The following is a 20,198-nucleotide window of genomic DNA, read 5'->3' as shown; positions in this document are numbered from 1 at the left end:
GATGATCCGCATCCTGTTTTTCCTCGCCGTCGTCTTCGCGCTCGGCCTCGGCTTCGCATGGCTGGCCGACCGGCCAGGCGAGATGCTCATCACCTTCAACGGCTATCAGTATCAGGTCACGCTGATGGTGGCGGCGGTGGCGGTCGTTGCCGTGGTCGCCGCGGTGATGATCTTCTGGTGGCTGATCAAGTCGCTGTGGAACAGCCCCTACACCATCTCGCGCTATTTCCGCGTGCGCCGCCGCGACCGCGGCTACCAGGCGCTGTCGACCGGCATGATCGCCGCCGGCGCCGGCGATGGCGCGCTGGCCCGCAAGAAGACCAAGGAAGCGGCGAAGCTGATCCGCTCCGACCAAGAGCCGCTGATCCATCTCCTGGAAGCGCAGGCCTCGCTGCTCGAAGGCGACCATGAGGGCGCGCGCGAGAAATTCGAGAGCATGCTCGACGATCCGGAAATGCGGCTGCTTGGCCTGCGCGGGCTCTATCTGGAGGCCGAGCGCCTCGGCGACCGCAATGCCGCCAGGCACTATGCCGGCCGCGCCGCGGCAGTGGCGCCGCAACTGGCCTGGGCGGCCGAATCGACGCTGGAAGAATTGACCGGGCGTGGCGACTGGGATGGCGCGCTGAAGCTGGTCGAGGCGCAGAAATCGACGCGGCAGATCGAGCGCGACGCCGCCAACCGGCGCCGCGCCGTGCTGCTCACCGCCAAGGCGCAAGCGCTGATCGACAGCGACCCCAATGCCGCGAGGACCGCTGCGCTCGAGGCCAACAAGCTGCGGCCGGACTTCGCGCCGGCGGCGGTCGCCGCGGCAAGCTTGCTGTTCAAGCAGAACGATGTGCGCAAGGGCTCCAAGATCCTCGAAACGGCCTGGAGAGCCGAGCCGCACCCGGAGATCGCCGAGCTTTACATCCATGCAAGGCCGGGCGATGCGGTGCTCGACCGGCTGAACCGGGCAAAGAAGCTGCAGGAGATGAAGAAGAACCATGCCGAATCCTCGCTGACGGTGGCGCGCGCCGCGCTCGACGCGCAGGATTTTGCGACCGCGCGGCGCGAGGCCGAGGCAGCGATCCGCATGGATCGCCGCGAAGGCGCCTATCTGCTGCTGGCCGATATCGAGGAGGCCGAGTCCGGCGACCAGGGCAAGGCCAGGCAATTGTTGTCCAAGGCCGTCAGGGCGCCGCGCGATCCGGCCTGGGTCGCCGACGGCGTCATCTCCGAGCGCTGGGCGCCGGTGTCGCCGGTCTCCGGCAAGCTCGACGCCTTCGAATGGCGCGCGCCGATGGAACGGCTCGGACAACTCATCGACAGCCATGAAGATTTGCCCGATTCCGTCGTGCCGGCCATTACGGCGCCGGTCGTATCGGTCAAGGAAAAGCCTGCCGATGTGATCGATCACCCGGCTGTTTCCGCCGGCAAGACGACGACAGCGGCCGAGGCGGTAGCGGAAAGCGGCGAGGACCAGGTCACGCCTGTCACCGCCGCTGCCTTTGCCGCCGTGCCCGGCGATGCCGAAGCGGTCGAGCCGGCGGAGGAGTTGGCCAGGCTGCCCGACGATCCCGGCGTCGACCCCGACGAGGAAGCGGAAAAATCGCCGCGCCGGTTCCGTTTGTTTTGAGGCTCGGCCCGGGTTTGGCCATTGGGAATGATGTGATGTTCGAACGCGTATTGTCGTTTCTTAAGGATTTGCCGGGCGGTACCGGGGCTCGCGCAAACGCGGACGATCCGCGCGTTGCGGCGTCGGCGCTGCTCTACCATGTCATGAGCGCTGACGGCGTGCGCCAGGACATCGAGTGGGAGCGGTTCAAACAGGTGCTGGCGCAAAGCTATTCGATCGGCGGCGACGAGCTCGATGCGTTGGCCGCCGCCGGCGAGCGCGCCGACAATGAGGCGATCGACCTCTATGCCTTCACCAGCGTGCTGAAGCGTCATCTCGACGCCGAGGCGCGCAAGGCTTTCATCGGCCTGATGTGGGAGATCGTCTATGCCGATGGCGAGTTGCACGAGCTGGAAGACAACACCGTCTGGCGCGTCGCCGAACTGATAGGCGTCGAGCGCCGCGACCGTATCGAGGCGCGCCGCAAGGCGGCGGCACAAGCGCCGGGTGCCAGTGGAACCTCAAGCGACGAATAGGCTGCTAATGCCGCCCAAGCAGAGTTCGAAGCCAAGAATCCTGATCGTGCTGCATCAGGAGAATTCGAGCCCCGGCCGCGTCGGCCATATGCTGCTTGAAGAGGGGTTCGATCTCGACATCCGCCGGCCGCCGCTCGGCGATGAATTGCCCGGTACGCTGGACGGCCATGCCGGCGCGGTGATGTTCGGCGGGCCGATGAGCGCCAATGACGAGGACGAGTTCGTCCGCCGCGAGACCAACTGGCTCAACGTTCCGCTGAAGGAGAACCGGCCATTCCTCGGCATCTGCCTCGGTGCGCAGATGCTGGTCAACCAACTCGGCGGCAAGGTCGAGGGTCATGGCGAGGGATTGGTCGAGATCGGCTGGTATCCGCTGAAAGCGACCGAAGCCGGCAAGAAGCTGATGCACTGGCCGGAGATGGTCTACCAGTTCCACCGCGAAGGATTTTCCCTGCCAAGGGATGCGACGCTGCTGGCGACCTCCGAGACATACCCGAACCAGGCTTTCCGCTATGGCGACAATGCCTGGGGCATCCAGTTCCATGGCGAATTGACCCGGGTGATGATGCAGCGCTGGGTGGTGCGCGGCGCGCATCGTTTCGAGTTGCCCGGCGCCCAGCCCGGCCGCGACCATCTCGGCGGCCGGCTGATCTGGGACATGCATCTCAAGCGCTGGCTGAGCGAATTTTTGGAGCTGATTTTTGGCAAGCCGGCGACAGGGTGACTGTCAGTTACGGCTGTTGAGGTGCTGCACCTGCCGCAACGCTGGAAACAGATAGGCCCACAGGCCGGCAACCGCGATGGCGCCGACGCCGCCGACCACCACTGCCGGCACGGTGCCGATCAGCGCCGCCATGGTGCCGGCGCGGAACTCGCCGACCTCGTTGGAGGCGCCGACGAACACCTGGTTGACGGCATTGACGCGACCGCGCACCTCGTCCGGTGTCCATAGCTGGATCAGCGTCTCCCTAATGTAGACGCTGAACATGTCGGTCGCGCCGAGGCAGGCAAGTGCTGCGATCGACAGCCAGGTGATGGTCGACAGACCGAAAAGCACGGTAAAGGCGCCGAACGCTGCCACGAAGCCGAGCATGATCTTGCCGGCGTTATCGCGAAGCGGGTGTCCGGCGAGCCAGACCGCGACGCAGATGGCGCCGATGCCTGGCGCCGAGCGCAGCAGGCCGAGACCCCACGGGCCGAGCTCCAGAATGTCGCGCGCATAAACCGGCAGCAGCGCCGAGGCGCCCGAAAGGAGCACCGCGAACAGATCGAGCGAGATGGCGCCGAGCACGATCTTCTCGCCCCAGATGTAGCGGAAGCCGGCAAACAGCGTCTCCATCGTCGGCTTGTCGGTGGCGGTCTGTTGGGCCGGCTTCGGAATGGTGAAGATCAGCAGGGCGGCCACCGCCATCAGGATGGCGGCGGTGGCGTAGGCAACTTCCGCCGAAAGGCCATAGAGCAGGCCGCCGGCGACTGGGCCGACGATGGTTGCCGTCTGCCAAGCGGACGAGTTCCAGGCAATCGCATTGCCGAAATCCTCCGGCGGCACAAGATTGGCGAACAACGAGGACGAAGCCGGTCCGAAGAAGGCACGCGCGATGCCGAACAGCGCGAGCACGGCGAAGATCGGCAGCGGACTGACGAGACCGCGCAAAGTCAAGGCCAGGAGAGCGAGTGCACAGCCTGCCTCGATCAGTGTCGACAGTGCCATGATCAGACGGCGGCCGAAGCGGTCGGCGACGACGCCGGTAACCAGCACCAGCAGCAACGACGGCAGAAACTGGACGATGCCGACAATGCCAAGATCGAAGGGGTCGCGGGTCAAGTCGTAGATCTGCCAGCCGACCGCGACGGAGACGATCATGGTCGCGAATGTGCCGAGGAAGCGGGCCGTCCAGTAGCTCAGGAAGGCTTTGTGCCGGAAGGCGGCATAGCGCTGGTCCGGCGATATCTGTTCTGCAGTCATGGAGTTAGGGCCCCGTTGCGAAGACATCGGCCGGCGGGGCACTTCCACGGTGGGCGCTGTTCCGGCCAAGGAACTTTTAACAAAGTTCGCGTGGGGATGTGCGCCAGAATCGGTTCTGGATCAAGGGATTTCCGGTCTGTCCGACGGATAGGACGAGGATCACGCCCTGAGCGCGGCGGAAATGGCGTCGAGGCCGCCGCGCAATTCGGCCTCCTTCGGCCAGCCGAAGCCGACGCGGAAGAAGCGCTTCGGCATGTCGAACCAATGGCCGGGGCCGACATAGGTGCCGTGGCGTTCGAGCAGATTGATGTAGAACCGGTCGAGGTCGAAACCGGCATCGACATTCAGCCTGGGAAAGCCGACCACGCCGCCTTCGGGCCGCACCCAGTCGACCAGCTTCTCGCGGTCGATCCAGGCCTGGACGATGTCGCGGCGCCTGGCCATGTCGGGCAGCAGTGCCGCCAAGAAGGCGTCGCGTCGCTCGAGCATGCCGCGCGCGATGCTTTCGTCGATGACGCTGCCACAGATGCCGATCTGCTCCTTGGCGGCAAGGAATCTTTCCTGCAGCTCCGCGTTTCGGGTGACCAGCCAGCCGATGCGGATGCCGGGAATGCCGAAGGCTTTCGACAGCGACGAGACGCTGATTGCGCTGGGGCTCAGCGAGGCTGCCGATGGCAGGCGCTTTCCGTAGGAGAGATCGCGATAGGTCTCGTCGACCAGCAAATGGCAGTTGCGGCTTTCGGCGAGCGCCACCAGCGCGTCGAGATCGGATCGCGCCATCATCGTGCCGGTCGGATTGTGCGGGCAGGTGACGCTGATCAGCCTTGTGTTCGGCCGTACCGCCGCTGCGACACGCGCGACGTCGATGGCGAACCCTTCATCGAAATCGAGATCGGCATAGGAGATGGCGCAGCCGATCGCCTTCGGCGTCTCGATGCTGGTGGCATAGTTGGGCCTGACGACGACGAGGTGGTCGCGCTCGGACAGAAGCGAGGTCGAGATGATGAACAGCGCGCCGGCGGCACCCGCGGTGACCAGCACGTCGTCGGGCGAGATGCCCTCATCCTGCGCCGCGATCAGCGCCCGCAATTCCTTGTCGCCGCGATGCTCGCCATAAAACAGTGTCAGGTCGGGCAGCGACAGGCCAATATCGGAGAGCTTCTGGTCGGCGATCGAGCTTTCGGAAAGATTGTAGCGGATACGGTCGTAGCCGTATTCCTCCGGCGCCTCTTTCTCGATCACCATCCTGGCATAGTTCATGGCTTCCCCCAAACAGCCTGCTTGGTGTATCCAAGCCATAAAAGCATGAAGCCTGCCAAGGCGGATCGCCGGCAGGCTTCTGTTCCAGTCGCCTAAACAATTGGCTCGGCGCCGACTGCGCCGAGCATCGGTGCTCAAGCCGCGGCTTTGGCTTTCCTGCCCTTCACCTTGGCTGGCGCCGGCGCGGCGGCCTTGCGACCAAGGCCGATCGATTTCGCCAGCTCGGAGCGCGAAGCCGCATAGTTGGGAGCAACCATCGGATAGTCGGACGGCAGGCCCCATTTGGTGCGATAGGCTTCCGGGCTGAGGCCGAAATGAACGCCGAGATGGCGCTTCAGCGATTTGAACTTCTTGCCGTCCTCGAGGCAGATAATGTAGTCCGGCGTCACCGACCGTCTGGGATTGACCGCGGGTACTAGGGGCGCTGCCTCGGGGACGACCGGTTGGCCGAGGCCACTGATCGAGGCGCTGACGCTTGCGATGAGGTCGCTGAGGCCGGAAGCGGGCAAGCGGTTCTTCTCGACGTAGGCGGATACGATGTGGGCGGTGAGCTCGAGCAGGTCGATATCTTTGCGAGCGTTATTGCTGTCGTCGGCCAATTTATCTCTCCGTCGGTGGGGGGGTGGTGGCACTCCTAGTCGGCAAATCTGCTCGACGCAATGACTTCGTGCCACATCACACGTAATTTTGAACAACTATACTGAATCGTAATACTATCAGACGATCAGCGCCTTGTCGCGCCACAGTCGAAATCCACCTTCGAAAGCGCGCGTATTGTCGCCACGCCGCGAATCAGCAGGCAAATCGTCGAGCTTGTCGACATTGCCGCCGCCGATGACCACGTAGTCGGGCTGCATGGCGGCGCGAAGCCGGTCGACAATATCGAAGACGTATTTGCGCCATTTCTTCTTGCCGCGTTTTTCAAGACCGCGCTCGCCGACATAGTCCTCGAAACTGCCGCCCTTCTTGTAAGGAAGGTGCGCCAGCTCCATCGGCTGCGCAACATTATCGACGATCATCGCGGCACCCAGGCCCGTTCCCAGGCCGAGAAACAGCATGCGGCCGCCCTCGTAGCTGCCGATCGCCTGCATCAGCGCGTCGTTGACGACCTTCACCGGCTTGCCGAAGGCGGCGGCGAAATCATAGCCAGCCCAGCCCTTGCCGAGATTGGCGGGGTCGATCATCGGCCGGTTGTGAGTCACTGGGCCGGGGTAGCCCATCGAGACGACGTCATAGGGCAGGCCCTCGGCCAGCGTCTTCACCGCCGCGATCATCTGCTGCGGTGTGAGTCCGGGTCCGGAATCGGCGCGGCGTTCTTCGCCGCCGGCGCTGCTCAGGATCTTGACGTGCGAACCGCCAATGTCGATCGACAGCACGATCTGTTCGCCGTTTGCCGCAGCCGGCTTTGCCGTCTTGGCCATCGCCTTGCCTCCCCAAAGATTATTTCGACGGATTGATCCAGCCATTCGGCGGGCCGAAGCCATTCATGGCGCCTTCCGGCCCCCAGGTCTTCGGCTCGTAGACATGCGGCGGCGTGGTGTCGCCAAGCACCGGACCGACGATGCGCCAGGCGAGTTCGCTGGCGTCCTGGCGGGTGAACAGCTGGCCATTGCCGTTCATGGCATCGCCGATTAGCCGCTCGTAAGGCGGCATGTCGCCCTTGCTGTCATCGAGTGCGGTGAGTTCCACCTGCTCGCCGACCATGTCGTCGCCGGCCTGTTTGCGCTGGGCGCCGATCGAGATCGCCACCAGCGGGTCGATGCGGAAGCGGACATAATTGGCGTCGCCGGGCTTGATCGGGTCGAAGACGTCGAGCGGCGGCCGCTTCAGCCGCACGATCACCTCGGTGGCATGCACCGGCATGTTCTTGCCGGCCCGGATAAAGAAGGGCACGTCCTGCCAGCGCCAGGTGTCGACGAAGAAGCGCGCCGCGGCAAAAGTCTCGACCGGCGAGTTCGGCGCCACGCCGGGCTCGGCGAGATAGCCTGTGAACTGGCCGCGTACCACATCGTCCTTGGTGAGCGTCCGGATCGCGCGCAGCACCTGCACCTTCTCATCGATCAGGTCGTCGGCGGAGCGGCCGACCGGCGGCTCCATGGCGAGCAGCATCAGGATGTTGAGCAGATGGTTTTCGATGACGTCGCGGATGCAGCCGACATCGTCATAGAAGCGGCCGCGCCCCTCGACGCCGAAATCCTCGGCCATGGTGATCTGCACGCTCTCGACGAAGTTGCGGTTCCAGATCGGCTCGAGGAAGGAATTGGCGAAGCGGAAATAGAGCAGGTTCTGGATCGCTTCCTTGCCGAGATAGTGGTCGATGCGGAAGATCGACTGCTCGTCGAAGACCAGGTGCAGCACGCGGTTCAGCCAGCGGGCCGATTGCAGATCATGGCCAAACGGCTTTTCCACCATCAGCCGCGCGCCATGCGCGGTGCCCGATTGTTCCAGCCCCTGGACCACGGTTTCGAACATGGTCGGCGGCACGGCCATGTAGTGCAGCGGCTGCTGCGCCGATCCAAGTGCTGCCTTCAGCTTCTCGAAGGTCGCCGCATCGCGATAATCGCCACTGACATAGCGCAGCTGCGAGGCGAGCTGCGCGAAGACCTTCTCGTCGACGCTGCCCAGCGCATTGACGATGCCGTCGCGGGCGCGCGCCTGCAATTTGCCGATGTCCCATGGGTCGAAGGCGACGCCGATCACCGGCTCGGTCAGCGTCCCCTTGGCGACCATCTGGTAGAGAGCGGGAAATATCTTCTTGTGGGCGAGGTCGCCGGTCGCCCCGAAGAGCACCAGCGTGTCGGACCGTTCCTGGCTCATCGATGTCTCCTCACTTCGCCCGTCACGAGCCGGTCTTCGGCTTCTCGACATGGCCGCCGAAGGCATAGCGCATGGCGGACAGGAGCTTGTCGGAGAATTCGGATTCGCCTTGCGAGGAGAAGCGGTCGAACAGGGCCGAGGACAGGACCGGGGCCGGCACGCCGGTGTCGATCGCCGCTTTCAGCGTCCAGCGCCCCTCACCGGAATCCGAAACCCGGCCGCCGAACTGGGTCAGTGCCGAATCGGCCTTCAGCGCGCCCGCCGTCAGGTCGAGCAACCAGGAGCCGATGACACTGCCGTGGCGCCAGACTTCGGCAACCTGGGCCAGATCGATATCGAACTGGTAATATTGCGGGTTTTCCAGCGGGCTGGTTTCGGCGTCCGCCGTGCGCTGCCGCTTGCCGGCATTGGCCGACTTCAGGATGTTCATGCCTTCGGCATAGGCGGCCATGACGCCGTATTCGATGCCGTTGTGGACCATCTTGACGAAATGGCCGGCGCCGCTTGGCCCGCAATGGAGATAGCCGAAGGGCGCCGTCCCGGCATCCTTGGCCGGATTGGCGCCGGCATCGGCGCCCGGCGCCAGCGTCGCGAAGATCGGATCGAGATGGCGCACCGCCTCGTCGGGGCCGCCGATCATCAGGCAGTAACCGCGCTCCAGGCCCCAGACGCCGCCGCTAGTGCCGACATCGACATAGCTGATGCCCTTGGCCGCAAGCTCGGCAGCCTGGTCGACGGCGTCGTGGTAATAGGAATTGCCGCCGTCGATGATGATGTCGCCGGGTTCCATAAGTGCCGCCACCTGATCGGCGATCTTGCCGGTGATCGCCGCCGGCAGCATCAGCCAGGCGCCGCGTGGCTTGGCCAGCTTGCCGACGAACTCCTCCATCGAGGCAGCACCTATGGCGCCGTCCTTGACCAAGGCGGCGACGCTGGCCGCGTTGATGTCGTAGACGACGCATTGGTGGCCGTCGCGCATCAGGCGGCGCACCATGTTGGCGCCCATCCTGCCCAGTCCCATCATTCCGATTTGCATGGTCTCGTCCTGGTCGTTTGAGGAATCGAAATTCTACTGGCTGGTCGTCGGGTCGATGCCGACGGAAAAGTCGACATTCTCCCAACGGCCGGTGTCGGGCCAGAAAAAAGTGAAGACGATCGCATTGCCCGGCGGAATGTCGTCAACCGGCAGGTCAACCAGATGGACGCCGAACGCATTCTCGGCGGTCTTGCTGTCCTGCACGGTCAGCCATTTGTCTGTCGTCCAGTGCACCACGCCGCGTGCAGATAGCTCGACGCGTAGCACCTTGCCGCTGGGCATGGTCCGGATCTTGTTGTTGAAGCGCCATATCCTGAGCGGCGACACCGTCCTGTCCTCGATGTAGCGCTTGACGCCTTGCGGCGGCATGTCGAAGACAGCGCCGTCGCGGAGCGAGCGCAGCAGCTTGATGTGCTCGGAATGCGCCCATACCAGCGGCATGGCGCTGCCCGATGGCGCGCCGCGTCGCAATTCGCGTTCGGGCATGTCGGGGCCGTCCCAGACCTGTTCGGGCAGCAGGCCACCCTCCCCGGCCGAGGCTTCGAAGGTTTCGAGCAGGCGCGCCGCCTCGTCCTTGCGTCCGGCCGCGAGTTCGTAGTGCGCGCGTTCGCCGACCAGCAATGGCCAGGCCCGGCCGCGTCCGGTCCCATCGAAAGGCGCGCCGTCTTCGTGCTCGCCATAACCGTCGCCCGTATAGCGGTACCAGACCGGCCCCTGCGGCAGGCCGCAGCACAGCGTGGCGTCGATGACCTTCAGCGTGTCGAGGATGCGCGGATCGTCTGCCGCCCTCAGGCCGAAGCGCGCCAGCGCCAGCGCATCGGGGCTGACGATCGCTTCGGCCGGACGGTTCGTGTCGCCGAGCGGCCGGTTCTTGATCGGGACAAAGCCGTCCCTCGGCGAGGCGGCGCCTGAAACGTCGGGTGGGGCGATGCGGACATAGTAGCCCTCGACGCCTGTATCAGTGCACAGCGCCGTGCCGGTGACATAGGTCCAGCGCTCGATCTGGTCGTTCCAGCAATCGGCGGTCTCGCGCAGATAGTTTGCCGGCTCATGTTTGCTGCAGCTATCGAACATGTCGGCGGCCGCAAGCAGCGCTGAGATCTCGACGGCGAGGGTGAACGGGCTGTAGCCGGCATCTTCCTCCCAGCGGTCCTCGCCGGTGACCGGGCCGTTGCGCACGACATAGGATGCTGCGCGTTCGATCATCGGCATGAAGGCGGCCAGCGCCATGTTCGAGAGGTGGCCGGCGCGGCGCAATGCGTCGGCGAGCAGCAGCGGAAAGGCACATTCATCCATCTGGATGCCCGGCCAATAGGCCGACCCGTCGAGCCAGGCATTTTGCGGCCAATGGCCGTCGGGTTGCTGGATGGAGCGGAGATAGGCGAGGATGCTCAGCGCCTCAGCGGTGTCGCCGGCGGCCAGGAAGCCGCCCGCCGTCTCGATCAGGTCGCGCGGCCAGACCAGATGATAGCCGCCGAGATCGTCGTCGCCCTTGCTGAAGCCCCAGGGGATCGACAGGCTGGCAACCGCCGCGCCCGGTACGGCGAACGAACGGTGCGCGGCCAAAACCGCGGTGCTGACGCGGTAAGAGTTAAGGCCGGACGCCGCATGGCGGTCCAGCGGCAGCAGGCTGTCCTGCCATTTGCGCCAGTTCTGGACATAGGACTTCGCCACCGGCTCGTAGCCTCGCTTCAGGCTGGCGGCGGCATTGTCCGCCGCTTCCTCGGGCGTCGCGCCGAAGCCGAGCGCCAGCAGGGCCTTGGCTGCCTTGGTGGAAAAGCCGATCTCGCCGGTCAGTGCGACATTGCCGTCTTCGGCCCTCTGGCAGGCCGGGTCGAGGTGGCCATCCTTCCGCAGTTGCTGCCAGCCGTCGGAGAAACCGACATAGCCGGCCGAGCAGGCGCCCCAGGACAACGAGGAAGCGAGCGCCAATGAGACGCCGCGCCCGGATGCGAACAGGACGGGCTTGCCCTTGTGCTCGCCCACCCAGGCAGTGTTGCCCATGCCGGCATTGACCAGGTGCGGCGCGAGCAGTGCATAGACGCGGTAGTCGGCGGCCGAGCCATTCAGTGGCGTGAAGGCGATCTCCTGCAGCAGAGCAGGGCATTTCGGGTCCGTAACGATCCGCTTTTCGATCCGCCAGCTTCCGTCGGTGGCGGTGTTGGTCAGGCTGTAGCTGGGCACGCCGTCCTCGAACGACGCGATCTCATGCCTGGCGTCGCGCTTTTCTTCCGAGAAAGCGCCGCCGGGGCCGATGACGATCAGCCCGAGGTCGCGCGTGCAGGCGCTGTCGAGCCGAGGATAGTAGATCTCGTTCAAAATGCCGTGGCTGATGGTGAACCAGACGCGGCTGGCCGCTGAAAGTGCGGTGCCGACGCCGCTCTTGGCGCTTGACGTCCAGCGCGCCGGTATCCCCGGGGCGCCCTGAGCAACAGTTGGCGTCGCTGCCATGCATTGGTCTCCTGCCGCCGTTCCTAAACCAGGAGCCGAAGCCTTTTCAATCGTCGCACCTGAAGTTGATCGCCTGCCGCAGCGGTAGGCGTCGTTGACAGCGGCATCGGCAAGCGTCCACTATTTCGCTGGCAGGGAGGACTGCAGGCAAACCGGGTATCGGCCGTGCGCTGGCGATTGCGTCGCGGCACTCGGTCGATTTGCAGTGATGGCAGGGAGGAACCATGTCGGACGTATCTCCCCAGTTGATCGACCGGTTGGTGGCCATTTCGCGGGCGCTGGCCGGCCATATCGATACCGGCTCGGCGTTTCGGGCAACAGCCATCGAAATCGGCACGCTCATTCCACACGATCACATCGATCTGGCGGTGCTGTTGCAGGACGGGCGCCTGCACGCCTGCTACGAAGCCGGCTTCCACACCAGCTGGAGCGAACTGGCGCAGCATCCGGTGGAAGGCAGCCCGATCCGGCGCGTGCTGTGGGGCGAGACGCCCTACCTGTTGTCGGACAACGCGGTTGTCGACCCGCGCTTCCACTTCGCAGGGGCGTTCGACGAACCGATTTTCGCCGCCGAGCTGCGCAGCCGCATCATCGTGCCGCTCAGGGCGCGAGGCAGCATCATCGGCGCCCTCAACATCAGCCGACACGAGGTCGGCTGCTACACGCTGGCGGACGTGGCAGTCGCCCAGCAATGCGCCGATCTGATCGCGCCCTATATCTTCGCGCTGATCCAGACCGAGGAGGCGCGGCGCGCCATGCTGGCCGAAAGCGAGGCGCGCAACCGTGCCGAGCTTTTGCGGGTCGGCGCCTCGCAGCTCACCGAAGGCATGGAGCGCGAGCGCCGCCGCATGGCCATGGACCTGCACGACCAGACGCTTGGCGACCTTGCCCGCATCGCGCGCCAGGTCTCGGCATTTCGCAGCCAGGGCGTGGCGCGAGCCGCCCAGCTTGCCGATCTCGAGCAAGAGATCACAAGCTGCTTGACCGAATTGCGCCACATCGTCGACGACATGCGGCCGAGCGTGCTCGAGCTGTTCGGCCTGCGCGACGCCGTCGAAGCGCATCTCAACCGCAGCGTCGCCAGGGCCAAGCCGCCGATCGCGGTGCGCATCGCCGACACCAGCGACGGCAGCGCCGACGGCCTGTCGGAAACGATGCGCACGGCGCTCTACCGGATCGTGCAGGAAGCGATCAACAATGCCGTGCGCCATGCCGCACCTGGCCGCATCGAGGTGCTTCTGGCATCGACCGAAAGCGTGTTCAAGGTCGTCGTCACCGACGACGGCCATGGCTGCGACGCGGTCGATCCGGCCGCGCAGGGCGGCATCGGCCATATGCATACGCGGGCAGCCCTTGTCGGGGCGCGGCTGCGCTTCGAAGCGGCGAGCCGCAAAGGCGGCACGCGCGTGGTCATCGAGGTCGACCGCGAGCCCGCCTTGGACAAGGCCCAGGCCGCGCCTGCCGCAATGCCCGGGGAACCGGCCGTGCCGGAGGTGGTGTGATGCTGGTGATGATTGCCGAGAATGATGGGCTGCACCGCACCTTCGCGCGCCGCACCGTCGAGCAGCTGTGGCCGGGCGACGTCGAGGTGATCGAAGCGGGCGACGGCGCGGACGCAATCAGCCTGGCGGCCGAGCGAGAGCCGCCGCATGTCGTGCTCGACCTGCAGCTGCCCAAGGCGACGGGGATCGAGGTGGCGCGGGCGATCTGGAGCCGCCGCGCGGGCACCCACATCCTGTTCTGGTCGAACTTCGCCGACGAGGCCTATGTCAGGGGCGTGGCGCGTATCGTGCCGCCCGGCTCGGTCTATGGCTATGTGCTGAAATCGGCGACGGAAGAAGGCATGCGTTCGGCCCTGCGCGGCGTGTTCCGCGAAGGCCATTGCATCATCGACCGTGAGATCCGCGGCATCCAGCACCGCGTCCAGGACCGCTTCGAAGGCATCACGGACGGCGAATATGAAAGCCTGATCGACATCGCGCTCGGCCTCACCGACAGGGCCATCGCCGCGCGCCGCGGCCTGTCGATCCGTGGGGCACAGAGCCGCATCAAGCATGTCTACGACAAGCTTGGCATCGTGCCGCCGGAGGAGGGTGCCAGCGAGGCCTCCGTCTTCAACTCGCGCACACGGGCGATCTATCTTGCCATGGCGCGCGGCCTGATCAACATCGACGCACTGCGCCGCGAGCAGGACCGGCTCGACGCCTGGCTGGCGCATGCGCCGCCGCCGCAGGATCAGTGATCCTCTCAGTTTGAGTGCTGGCCGCTCCTTGCTGCAAGAGCAATCGGCTCGGTTTCGATCAGCCGAAGGGATCTTACCATGTCTGCCGTTTGCGTCTTGCATTTGAGAAAGTGCGGGGTGGTCAGATGGGCCTGGTAGGCGAGCGGGTCGGCGTAACTTTCGAACACGCGCACCGCTGAAGGCGTGCCCTTTACCGACACGGCGTAAAGGAACAAAACGCCAGGCTCGCGCTCTACGGACGTTACGATCTCGTCGGCGAGCAAGGCCTTGAACTCATCGATTTGATCAGGATCGATCTCCAGTTGCGCTATGCGGACGATTGGATCGATGCGAGGCTGTTGTCATTGTCTGTTCCCAACCTCTTTCGGGGACGCCCCCCACGCGTGCCCGAGTCTTGATGGCGGCGACTGTGCAAACGCACAGTCGCCGTTGCGCTTTGAGCGGTATCGCGCCTTTGGCGCCGTGACTAGGCTCGCCCCCATAAGAAGAAAAATATCGGGGAAGCGCTGATGCCGTTCGTCAACATCCGGATACTCGAGGGCCACTCGCAAAAGCGCAAGGACGAGATCTCGCGCCGCGTCACCGAAGCAATCAGCGAAGTCGCGGAACTGCCCAGGGAAGCGATTTGGGTGGTGTTCGAGGACGTAGCGGCCAGCGACTGGTTCGTCGGCGGCACGGCCGTCGGAAAGCCGAAGAGCCAATAATGCCGATGTCGGCGAGAGCCCGCCATTCCGGCTTCGGCGATGTCGTCGGCAACGCCGCCATGGAACAGCTCGCGACCGGCTTCAGCTTCACCGAGGGGCCGGTATGGCACCCCTATGAGAAATGGCTGGTGTTTTCCGACATTCCGGAAAGCCGCATGTACCGGCGCATTGCCTCGGGCGCGATCGAGCCGTTCCGCGATCCGAGCCACAAGGCCAACGGCAATACGCTGGATCGCCAGGGACGGCTGGTCACCTGCGAGCATGCGACGAGCCGCGTCACTCGCGCCGAGCCGAATGGCAGCGTGAGCGTGCTGGCAACGCAACACGGGGACAAGCAGCTCAACAGCCCGAACGATGTCGTCGTCGCCACGGGCGGGGCGATCTACTTCACCGATCCGAGTTTCGGGCGGATGGAATTCTACGGCGTGCCGAGGCCGCAGGAACTGTCCTTCCAGGGCGTCTACCGGATCGATGGCGATGGCGCCGGACTGACGCTGCTTGCCGATGATTTCGTGCAGCCGAACGGGCTGTGCTTTTCGCTGGACGAGTCGCGCCTGTTCATCAACGATACCGAGTGCGGCCATATCAGGGTGTTCGGCGTCGAAGCGAATGGCGACCTGAATGGCGGCGCCGTGTGGGCCGCGACCGAGGGCAGCGAGCCCGGATCGCCAGACGGCATGAAGATCGACAGCCGCGGCAATCTCTATTGCACCGGCCCGGGCGGCATCCATGTCTTCGATGCGTCGGGCGATCTTCTGGGTGTCATAAGCACGCCGGAATACTGCGCCAACTTCACTTTCGGCGACGAGGATCTGAGGAGCCTCTACATCGCCGCGTCGACTTCGCTTTACCGGCTAAGGGTTCGCGTGCCGGGACTGAGGCTGTTTTGAGCGCGTTGGCGCTCAATTCGGGATGGCCGCCGATCCAAGGTCCGGCGGCAGCGGTGCCGAGGCATCGTGGCATGGAGGTGTGCCGGACAAGATCCGGCAGGAATTGCAGCAGTCAACAACATCTGGGAGGATTTTTGAGATGAAGAAACTACTCGTCCTGAGCGCTCTGGCGGCAATGCTCGCCTCGGGCACGGCGCTGGCCGACACAAGCGGCAAGAAGATCGCCTTCTCCAACAATTATGCCGGCAATTCCTGGCGCCAGGCGATGCTCGACAGCTACGGCATCGTGACCAAGAAGGCGGTCGCAGACAAGGTGGTCGCAGCCGCCGACATCTTCACCACGGCCGACAAGGAAGTGCCGACCCAGGCCGCCCAGGTGCAGAACCTGATCCTGCAGGGCTATGACGCCATCGTCATCAATGCCGCCTCGCCCGATGCGCTCAACGGCGCCATCAAGCAGGCCTGCGACGCCGGCATCGTCGTCGTCTCCTTCGACGGCATCGTCACCGAACCCTGCGCCTACCGCGTCGTCGTCGACTTCAAGGACATGGGCAGGCAGGAAGTCGAGCAGATGGCCAAGTTCCAGCCCAAGGGCGGCAATTTGCTGGAAATCCGTGGCCTGGCCGGCACGTCGATCGACGATGCCATCCATGCCGGCATCCTCGAAGGCGTGGCCGCCCATCCCGAGTTCAAGATCGTCGGATCGGTCACCGGCGACTGGGACCAGACCACGGCGCAGAAGGCCGTCGCGACGATCCTGCCGTCGCTGCCCGACATCGTCGGCATCGTCGACCAGGGCGGTGACGGCTATGGCGCTGCCCAAGCCTTCGCCGCCGCCGGCAAGCCGCGCCCGACCATCATCATGGGCAACCGCCAGGACGAGCTGAAGTGGTGGAAGGAACAGAAGGACAAGGACGGCTACCAGACCTGGTCGGCGTCGATCGCGCCCGGTGTCTCCTCGCTCGCCTTCTGGGTGGCGCAGCAGGTGCTCGACGGCCGCACCGACATCCCGCACGATCTGCTGGTGCCCTATCTCGCCTTCACCCAGGACGATTTCGAGGCCGCGCTGCCGAAGATCAAGGAGGGCGGGGTCGCTACGCACGAATACACCCAGGAAGATGCCATCGCGGCGATCAAAGCCAACATCAAGTGAGCCTGGTGCGATTGTTGCCAGCCGCATCGCCAACCGGATATCGTTGAGGATGCCTCAGGCAAACGCGGACATCATCAGACTGGACGGCGCCGAAAAATATTTCGGCGCCGCCAATGACATCATCAGACTGGACGGTGCCGAAAAATATTTCGGCGCCGTCCGGGCGCTCAGCGGCGTCGACTTCCATGTCGGCGCCAGCGAATGCGTCGGTCTCGTCGGCCACAACGGTGCCGGCAAGTCGACGCTCATGCATATGGTGGCGGGCACGCTGGTCCCCGACAGCGGCAAGATCGTGGTGCGCGGGGCCACCGAGGAAAACTTTTCGGTGCCGCGCGCGCAGCAGCTCGGCATACGCTGTGTGTTCCAGGAGCTGTCGCTGTGCCCGAACCTCAGCGTCGCCGAGAACACCCGCATCAATCATCCGTCGCTCACCGGCCTTGGCTGGCGGCGCAAAGCGGCCGACCTGATCGTCGCCAAGCTGGACGAGATATTTCCAGACCATGGCATTTCCGCATTCGATATCGCTGGCGATCTTTCCATCGGAAGGCGGCAGATGGTGGAGGTGGCGCGCGCCTTCACGCTGACGCAGGATCCGCTCGAGCTGGTCATCCTCGACGAGCCGACCTCCTCGCTCGACGCACATACGGCCGGCCAGTTGCTCGCCTTCGTGCGCCGCTTCGTCGCCGGCGGCGGCAGCTGCATCCTGATCTCGCATGTGCTGGGCGAGGTGCTGCAGAATGCCGACCGCATCGTGGTGATGCGCGACGGCAAGGTCGTCGCCGCCGACGCGGCAAAATCCTTCGACCGCGATAGGCTGGTCACGATCATGGGCGGCGCCGAGAGACATCAGAAGACAGCGGCCGAGACCGCGAAGACCGAGGCCGGCCCGTTGCGGGTCCGCGCGCGGCCCGCGCGACAGCAGGACGGCAAGGAGCTTGTCGCGCATGCCGGCGAGATCATCGGCCTGGCCGGGCTCGCCGGCCATGGGCAGACGGATCTGCTGCTGGCAATCTTCACTGCCGCCCAGCGCTCCAGGGCCGGCATCGAGGTGACCGCGCCGGTGGCGCTGGTGGCCGGTGACCGCCAGTCGGACGGCATCTTTCCGCAATGGTCGATTTCGGAAAACATCGGCATCCGCTCGCTGGCGCGCTTGCGCAGCGGGTTTTTGATCTCGCCGCAGCGCGAGGCGGAACTCGCCGACTTCTGGCAAAAGAAGATCGGCATCCGCACGCCCGACATGACCAACAACATCTTCTCGCTGTCCGGCGGCAACCAACAGAAGGCGCTGTTCGCCCGCGCGCTGGGCTCCGACGCAAAAATCGTGCTCATGGACGATCCGATGCGCGGCGTCGACATCGGCACCAAGCTCGAAGTCTACGACCTCGTGCGCGAAGAGGCTAGGCGCGGCCGCACCTTCCTCTGGTACACAACCGAAACGGAAGAACTCGACAATTGCGACCATGTCTATGTCTTTAAGAACGGCCGGATCGTCGCCAATCTGAGGCGCGACGAGCTGACGGAGGAAAAGATCATCCAGTCCTCATTCGGCGATGCGGCCTGAGATGACCGCGGCGGCCATCGAAAACCAGCTCAAGGGCGCTTCGACGCGCAACGCGGCGGCGCGGGCGCGCCTCTTGCGCAGCCTGTTGCCGGCGCTGTCGCTGGCGCTTGTGCTCCTGGCCATCGCTTGGCTCAACCCGCGTGCCATCAGCTATTTCGGCTTCAGTCTGATGCTGAACCTGGCGATCCCGATCGCGCTGGCGACGATCGCGCAGATGTTCGTCATTGCCGGCAACGAGCTGGATCTGTCGATAGGCACCTTTGTCGGCTTCGTCGGCTGCGTCACTGCGACATGGCTGAAGGACGCACCACTCCTCGGCATCGTCGTTCTCGCCGGGTCGATCGGCGTCTACGCGCTGCTCGGCGCGCTGATCCATATGCGCAACCTGCCTTCGATCGTGGTCACGCTCGGCATGAGCTTCGTCTGGCAGGGGCTTGCCATCCTCATCTTGCCGAAGCCTGGCGGCAAGGCGCCGGACTGGCTGCTGTCGCTGATGGCGTTCAAGCCGCCTTTCATCCCGTTCCCGATCATCGCCGCGCTGCTGATCGCGGTGGTGGTGCATTTCGGCCTGATGCGCACCTCCTATGGCGTCATCCTGCGCGGCTCGGGCGGCAACGCCGCGGCGCTCAAGCGCGCCGGCTGGTCGCTGCTCAAGACCAAGATCGTGCTGTTTGCGCTGACCGGCCTGTTCGGTGTGCTGTCCGGCATGGCGCTGATCGGCATCACCACCTCGGCCGATGCCAATATCGGCAATGGCTATACGCTGCTTGCGATCGCCGGGGTCATACTCGGCGGCGGCGAGTTCGTCGGTGGCCGGGTGTCGCCGATCGGCGCGGTGCTCGGTGCGCTGACGCTGGCGCTGGCCGCTTCGCCGTTGCTCACCTTCATGCACATTCCGCCCGACTGGCAGGTGGCGGCCAACGGCGCCATTCTCATCATCGTGCTGGCGGCCCGCGTGCTGATCAGCCGCCGGGAGAGGTGAGCCATGGCCTCGCTGCAGACGCTCATCGCCAAACCCTGGATCTGGTCCTTTCTTGGGGCGCTGCTGGTGTGGCTGGCGACGGTTGCCTTCACCGGCGGCTATGGCGGCGGCGGCATGATCACGGCGGCATTGTCGCTCGCCGTCTTCACCGTCATCGTCGGCGTCGGCCAGATGTTCGTCATCACGCTCGGGCCAGGCAATGTCGACCTGTCGCTGCCGGCCAATATCGGCCTTGCCAGCGCGGTGGCCATGAAGGTGATGGACGGCAATGATTCGATGATCGTCGTCGGCCTGCTGGCCGCACTTGCCTGCGGTATGGCGGTCGGCGCGGCCAACTATCTGCTGATCTGGGCGCTGCGCATTCCGCCGATCATTGCCACGCTGTCGGCCAGCTTCATCATCCAGTCGATCGATATCAGCTACGGGCGCGGGCTGCAGATCAAGCCGCCGCCAGGTTTTGCGGATTTCACCAACTGGCAGATCCTTGGCGTCCCGGTGCTGGCGATCCTCACGGTGCTGTTCACCATCGGTGCTGCCATCGCGCTGCAGCGCATGATCTATGGCCGCTCGGTACTGGCGATCGGCCAGAACATCCGCGCCGCCTGGCTGGCAGGCGTCAATGTCGGGCGCATCCGCTTCCTCACCTACACGCTGTCGGGCATGCTCGGCGGCCTCGACGGCGCCCTGCTCGCCGGCTATTTCCGCGGCGCCAATGTCGATATCGGCAACGAGTACCTTTTGGCCTCGATCGCCGTCGTCGTCATCGGCGGCACGTCGGTGGCGGGCGGCAAGGCCAATGTGCCGGGCGTCTGGGGCGCGGCCCTGTTCCTGGTGTTATTGCTCACCATGCTCAACACATTCGGCGTCAGCGCCGGCGTTCGTCTGCTGCTGACTGGGCTGATCATCGTCGGCGTCATTACGGTGGCGGGCGGGCAGAAGGCGCTGCGCTGAGGACAAGGCGGCTTCCACTGATCCAGCGCCGGGAGAATAGCGGCCCTGCCGGAAA

General features: G+C 65.0%; 19 protein-coding genes. 11 read left to right on the top strand and 8 right to left on the bottom strand.

Translation table 11 applies throughout. The features are described from left to right. The first annotated feature begins 1 nt into the window (after position 1). Genes D3227_RS12510 through D3227_RS12500 form a run of 3 tightly spaced genes read left to right on the top strand, consistent with a single transcriptional unit; the run spans position 2 to position 2,854 of the window. Positions 2 to 1,615 carry a heme biosynthesis protein HemY gene (locus D3227_RS12510; protein ID WP_120014423.1) on the top strand — a complete coding sequence of 538 codons (1,614 nt, stop codon included), beginning with the start codon at positions 2 to 4 and terminating at the stop codon, positions 1,613 to 1,615. Positions 1,616 to 1,650: 35 nt separating this feature from the next. Then, positions 1,651 to 2,130: a tellurite resistance TerB family protein gene (locus D3227_RS12505; protein WP_120014422.1), complete on the top strand. Its 480-nt coding sequence runs from the start codon at positions 1,651 to 1,653 to the stop codon at positions 2,128 to 2,130. A 7-nt stretch (positions 2,131 to 2,137) separates the two neighbouring features. Continuing rightward, positions 2,138 to 2,854 (top strand): glutamine amidotransferase, encoded by a 717-nt coding sequence (locus D3227_RS12500; protein ID WP_120014421.1) that lies wholly within the window; start codon positions 2,138 to 2,140, stop codon positions 2,852 to 2,854. 3 nt (positions 2,855 to 2,857) lie between these two features. Here the strand turns inward: D3227_RS12500 and D3227_RS12495 are convergent, their stop codons facing one another. The 7 genes from D3227_RS12495 to D3227_RS12465 all read right to left on the bottom strand — a co-directional run bounded on the left by D3227_RS12495 (position 2,858) and on the right by D3227_RS12465 (position 11,660). Further along, the gene (locus tag D3227_RS12495; protein ID WP_120014420.1) at positions 2,858 to 4,096 is read right to left on the bottom strand and encodes an MFS transporter; all 1,239 of its coding nucleotides are present in this window, start codon (positions 4,094 to 4,096) and stop codon (positions 2,858 to 2,860) included. A 159-nt stretch (positions 4,097 to 4,255) separates the two neighbouring features. Beyond that, on the bottom strand, positions 4,256 to 5,356 hold the full coding sequence (locus tag D3227_RS12490; protein WP_120014419.1) for an aminotransferase class I/II-fold pyridoxal phosphate-dependent enzyme: 1,101 nt from the start codon (positions 5,354 to 5,356) through the stop codon (positions 4,256 to 4,258). Between the two features lie 134 nt (positions 5,357 to 5,490). Further along, a complete protein-coding gene (locus tag D3227_RS12485; protein ID WP_120014418.1) occupies positions 5,491 to 5,955 on the bottom strand; it encodes a Ros/MucR family transcriptional regulator in 465 nt (154 codons plus the stop codon). A gap of 117 nt (positions 5,956 to 6,072) precedes the next feature. Next, positions 6,073 to 6,777, bottom strand: a complete 705-nt coding sequence (locus D3227_RS12480; RefSeq protein WP_120014417.1) for an ROK family protein — start codon at positions 6,775 to 6,777, stop codon at positions 6,073 to 6,075. A 19-nt stretch (positions 6,778 to 6,796) separates the two neighbouring features. After that, positions 6,797 to 8,173, bottom strand: coding sequence for a glucose-6-phosphate dehydrogenase (gene zwf / locus D3227_RS12475; protein WP_120014416.1), 1,377 nt, complete (start codon positions 8,171 to 8,173; stop codon positions 6,797 to 6,799). A gap of 22 nt (positions 8,174 to 8,195) precedes the next feature. Continuing rightward, positions 8,196 to 9,209, bottom strand: a complete 1,014-nt coding sequence (gnd, locus tag D3227_RS12470; protein ID WP_120014415.1) for a phosphogluconate dehydrogenase (NAD(+)-dependent, decarboxylating) — start codon at positions 9,207 to 9,209, stop codon at positions 8,196 to 8,198. A gap of 33 nt (positions 9,210 to 9,242) precedes the next feature. Further along, complete coding sequence (locus tag D3227_RS12465) at positions 9,243 to 11,660, bottom strand: glucan 1,4-alpha-glucosidase (RefSeq protein WP_120014414.1); 2,418 nt, start codon at positions 11,658 to 11,660, stop codon at positions 9,243 to 9,245. A 224-nt stretch (positions 11,661 to 11,884) separates the two neighbouring features. On the opposite strand from D3227_RS12465, the gene D3227_RS12460 reads away from it, so the two are divergent. Together D3227_RS12460 and D3227_RS12455 are read left to right on the top strand one after the other, a co-directional pair. After that, on the top strand, positions 11,885 to 13,162 hold the full coding sequence (locus D3227_RS12460; RefSeq protein ID WP_120014413.1) for a sensor histidine kinase: 1,278 nt from the start codon (positions 11,885 to 11,887) through the stop codon (positions 13,160 to 13,162). After that, positions 13,162 to 13,902, top strand: a complete 741-nt coding sequence (locus tag D3227_RS12455; RefSeq protein WP_120014412.1) for a response regulator transcription factor — start codon at positions 13,162 to 13,164, stop codon at positions 13,900 to 13,902. Before D3227_RS12460 ends, D3227_RS12455 begins: the two co-directional genes overlap by 1 nt. Before the next feature lie 5 nt (positions 13,903 to 13,907). Here the strand turns inward: D3227_RS12455 and D3227_RS12450 are convergent, their stop codons facing one another. Further along, entirely contained in the window at positions 13,908 to 14,231 is a 324-nt protein-coding gene (locus tag D3227_RS12450) for a putative quinol monooxygenase (protein WP_120014411.1), read from the bottom strand. Between the two features lie 180 nt (positions 14,232 to 14,411). On the opposite strand from D3227_RS12450, the gene D3227_RS12445 reads away from it, so the two are divergent. The 6 genes from D3227_RS12445 to D3227_RS12420 all read left to right on the top strand — a co-directional run bounded on the left by D3227_RS12445 (position 14,412) and on the right by D3227_RS12420 (position 20,143). After that, positions 14,412 to 14,606, top strand: a complete 195-nt coding sequence (locus tag D3227_RS12445; protein ID WP_120014410.1) for a tautomerase family protein — start codon at positions 14,412 to 14,414, stop codon at positions 14,604 to 14,606. Next, positions 14,606 to 15,496 (top strand): SMP-30/gluconolactonase/LRE family protein, encoded by an 891-nt coding sequence (locus D3227_RS12440; protein ID WP_120014409.1) that lies wholly within the window; start codon positions 14,606 to 14,608, stop codon positions 15,494 to 15,496. The genes D3227_RS12445 and D3227_RS12440 overlap by 1 nt, the downstream gene beginning before the upstream one ends. A gap of 139 nt (positions 15,497 to 15,635) precedes the next feature. Then, complete coding sequence (locus D3227_RS12435) at positions 15,636 to 16,649, top strand: substrate-binding domain-containing protein (RefSeq protein ID WP_120014555.1); 1,014 nt, start codon at positions 15,636 to 15,638, stop codon at positions 16,647 to 16,649. A gap of 49 nt (positions 16,650 to 16,698) precedes the next feature. Beyond that, positions 16,699 to 18,210 carry a sugar ABC transporter ATP-binding protein gene (locus D3227_RS12430; protein ID WP_208646364.1) on the top strand — a complete coding sequence of 504 codons (1,512 nt, stop codon included), beginning with the start codon at positions 16,699 to 16,701 and terminating at the stop codon, positions 18,208 to 18,210. Between the two features lies 1 nt (position 18,211). Next, positions 18,212 to 19,192 carry an ABC transporter permease gene (locus D3227_RS12425; RefSeq protein ID WP_167480679.1) on the top strand — a complete coding sequence of 327 codons (981 nt, stop codon included), beginning with the start codon at positions 18,212 to 18,214 and terminating at the stop codon, positions 19,190 to 19,192. 3 nt (positions 19,193 to 19,195) lie between these two features. Next, a complete protein-coding gene (locus D3227_RS12420) occupies positions 19,196 to 20,143 on the top strand; it encodes an ABC transporter permease (protein WP_120014407.1) in 948 nt (315 codons plus the stop codon). Positions 20,144 to 20,198 lie beyond the last annotated feature (55 nt).

Source organism: Mesorhizobium waimense (genome assembly GCF_003601975.1).
Classification (GTDB): domain Bacteria; phylum Pseudomonadota; class Alphaproteobacteria; order Rhizobiales; family Rhizobiaceae; genus Mesorhizobium; species Mesorhizobium waimense.
The sequence above is the reverse complement of the archived record's forward strand: the minus strand, read 5'-3'. Positions and strand labels throughout refer to the sequence as shown.

Excerpts from the sequence above, each read along its gene's own strand:
- D3227_RS12510 (WP_120014423.1), top strand. The coding sequence starts at position 2 with ATGATCCGCATCCTGTTTTTCCTCGCCGTCGTCTTCGCGCTCGGCCTC.
- D3227_RS12505 (WP_120014422.1), top strand. The coding sequence starts at position 1,651 with ATGTTCGAACGCGTATTGTCGTTTCTTAAGGATTTGCCGGGCGGTACC.
- D3227_RS12500 (WP_120014421.1), top strand. The coding sequence starts at position 2,138 with ATGCCGCCCAAGCAGAGTTCGAAGCCAAGAATCCTGATCGTGCTGCAT.
- D3227_RS12495 (WP_120014420.1), bottom strand. The coding sequence starts at position 4,096 with ATGACTGCAGAACAGATATCGCCGGACCAGCGCTATGCCGCCTTCCGG.
- D3227_RS12490 (WP_120014419.1), bottom strand. The coding sequence starts at position 5,356 with ATGAACTATGCCAGGATGGTGATCGAGAAAGAGGCGCCGGAGGAATAC.
- D3227_RS12480 (WP_120014417.1), bottom strand. The coding sequence starts at position 6,777 with ATGGCCAAGACGGCAAAGCCGGCTGCGGCAAACGGCGAACAGATCGTG.
- zwf (WP_120014416.1), bottom strand. The coding sequence starts at position 8,173 with ATGAGCCAGGAACGGTCCGACACGCTGGTGCTCTTCGGGGCGACCGGC.
- gnd (WP_120014415.1), bottom strand. The coding sequence starts at position 9,209 with ATGCAAATCGGAATGATGGGACTGGGCAGGATGGGCGCCAACATGGTG.
- D3227_RS12465 (WP_120014414.1), bottom strand. The coding sequence starts at position 11,660 with ATGGCAGCGACGCCAACTGTTGCTCAGGGCGCCCCGGGGATACCGGCG.
- D3227_RS12460 (WP_120014413.1), top strand. The coding sequence starts at position 11,885 with ATGTCGGACGTATCTCCCCAGTTGATCGACCGGTTGGTGGCCATTTCG.
- D3227_RS12455 (WP_120014412.1), top strand. The coding sequence starts at position 13,162 with ATGCTGGTGATGATTGCCGAGAATGATGGGCTGCACCGCACCTTCGCG.
- D3227_RS12445 (WP_120014410.1), top strand. The coding sequence starts at position 14,412 with ATGCCGTTCGTCAACATCCGGATACTCGAGGGCCACTCGCAAAAGCGC.
- D3227_RS12440 (WP_120014409.1), top strand. The coding sequence starts at position 14,606 with ATGCCGATGTCGGCGAGAGCCCGCCATTCCGGCTTCGGCGATGTCGTC.
- D3227_RS12435 (WP_120014555.1), top strand. The coding sequence starts at position 15,636 with ATGAAGAAACTACTCGTCCTGAGCGCTCTGGCGGCAATGCTCGCCTCG.
- D3227_RS12430 (WP_208646364.1), top strand. The coding sequence starts at position 16,699 with ATGCCTCAGGCAAACGCGGACATCATCAGACTGGACGGCGCCGAAAAA.
- D3227_RS12425 (WP_167480679.1), top strand. The coding sequence starts at position 18,212 with ATGACCGCGGCGGCCATCGAAAACCAGCTCAAGGGCGCTTCGACGCGC.
- D3227_RS12420 (WP_120014407.1), top strand. The coding sequence starts at position 19,196 with ATGGCCTCGCTGCAGACGCTCATCGCCAAACCCTGGATCTGGTCCTTT.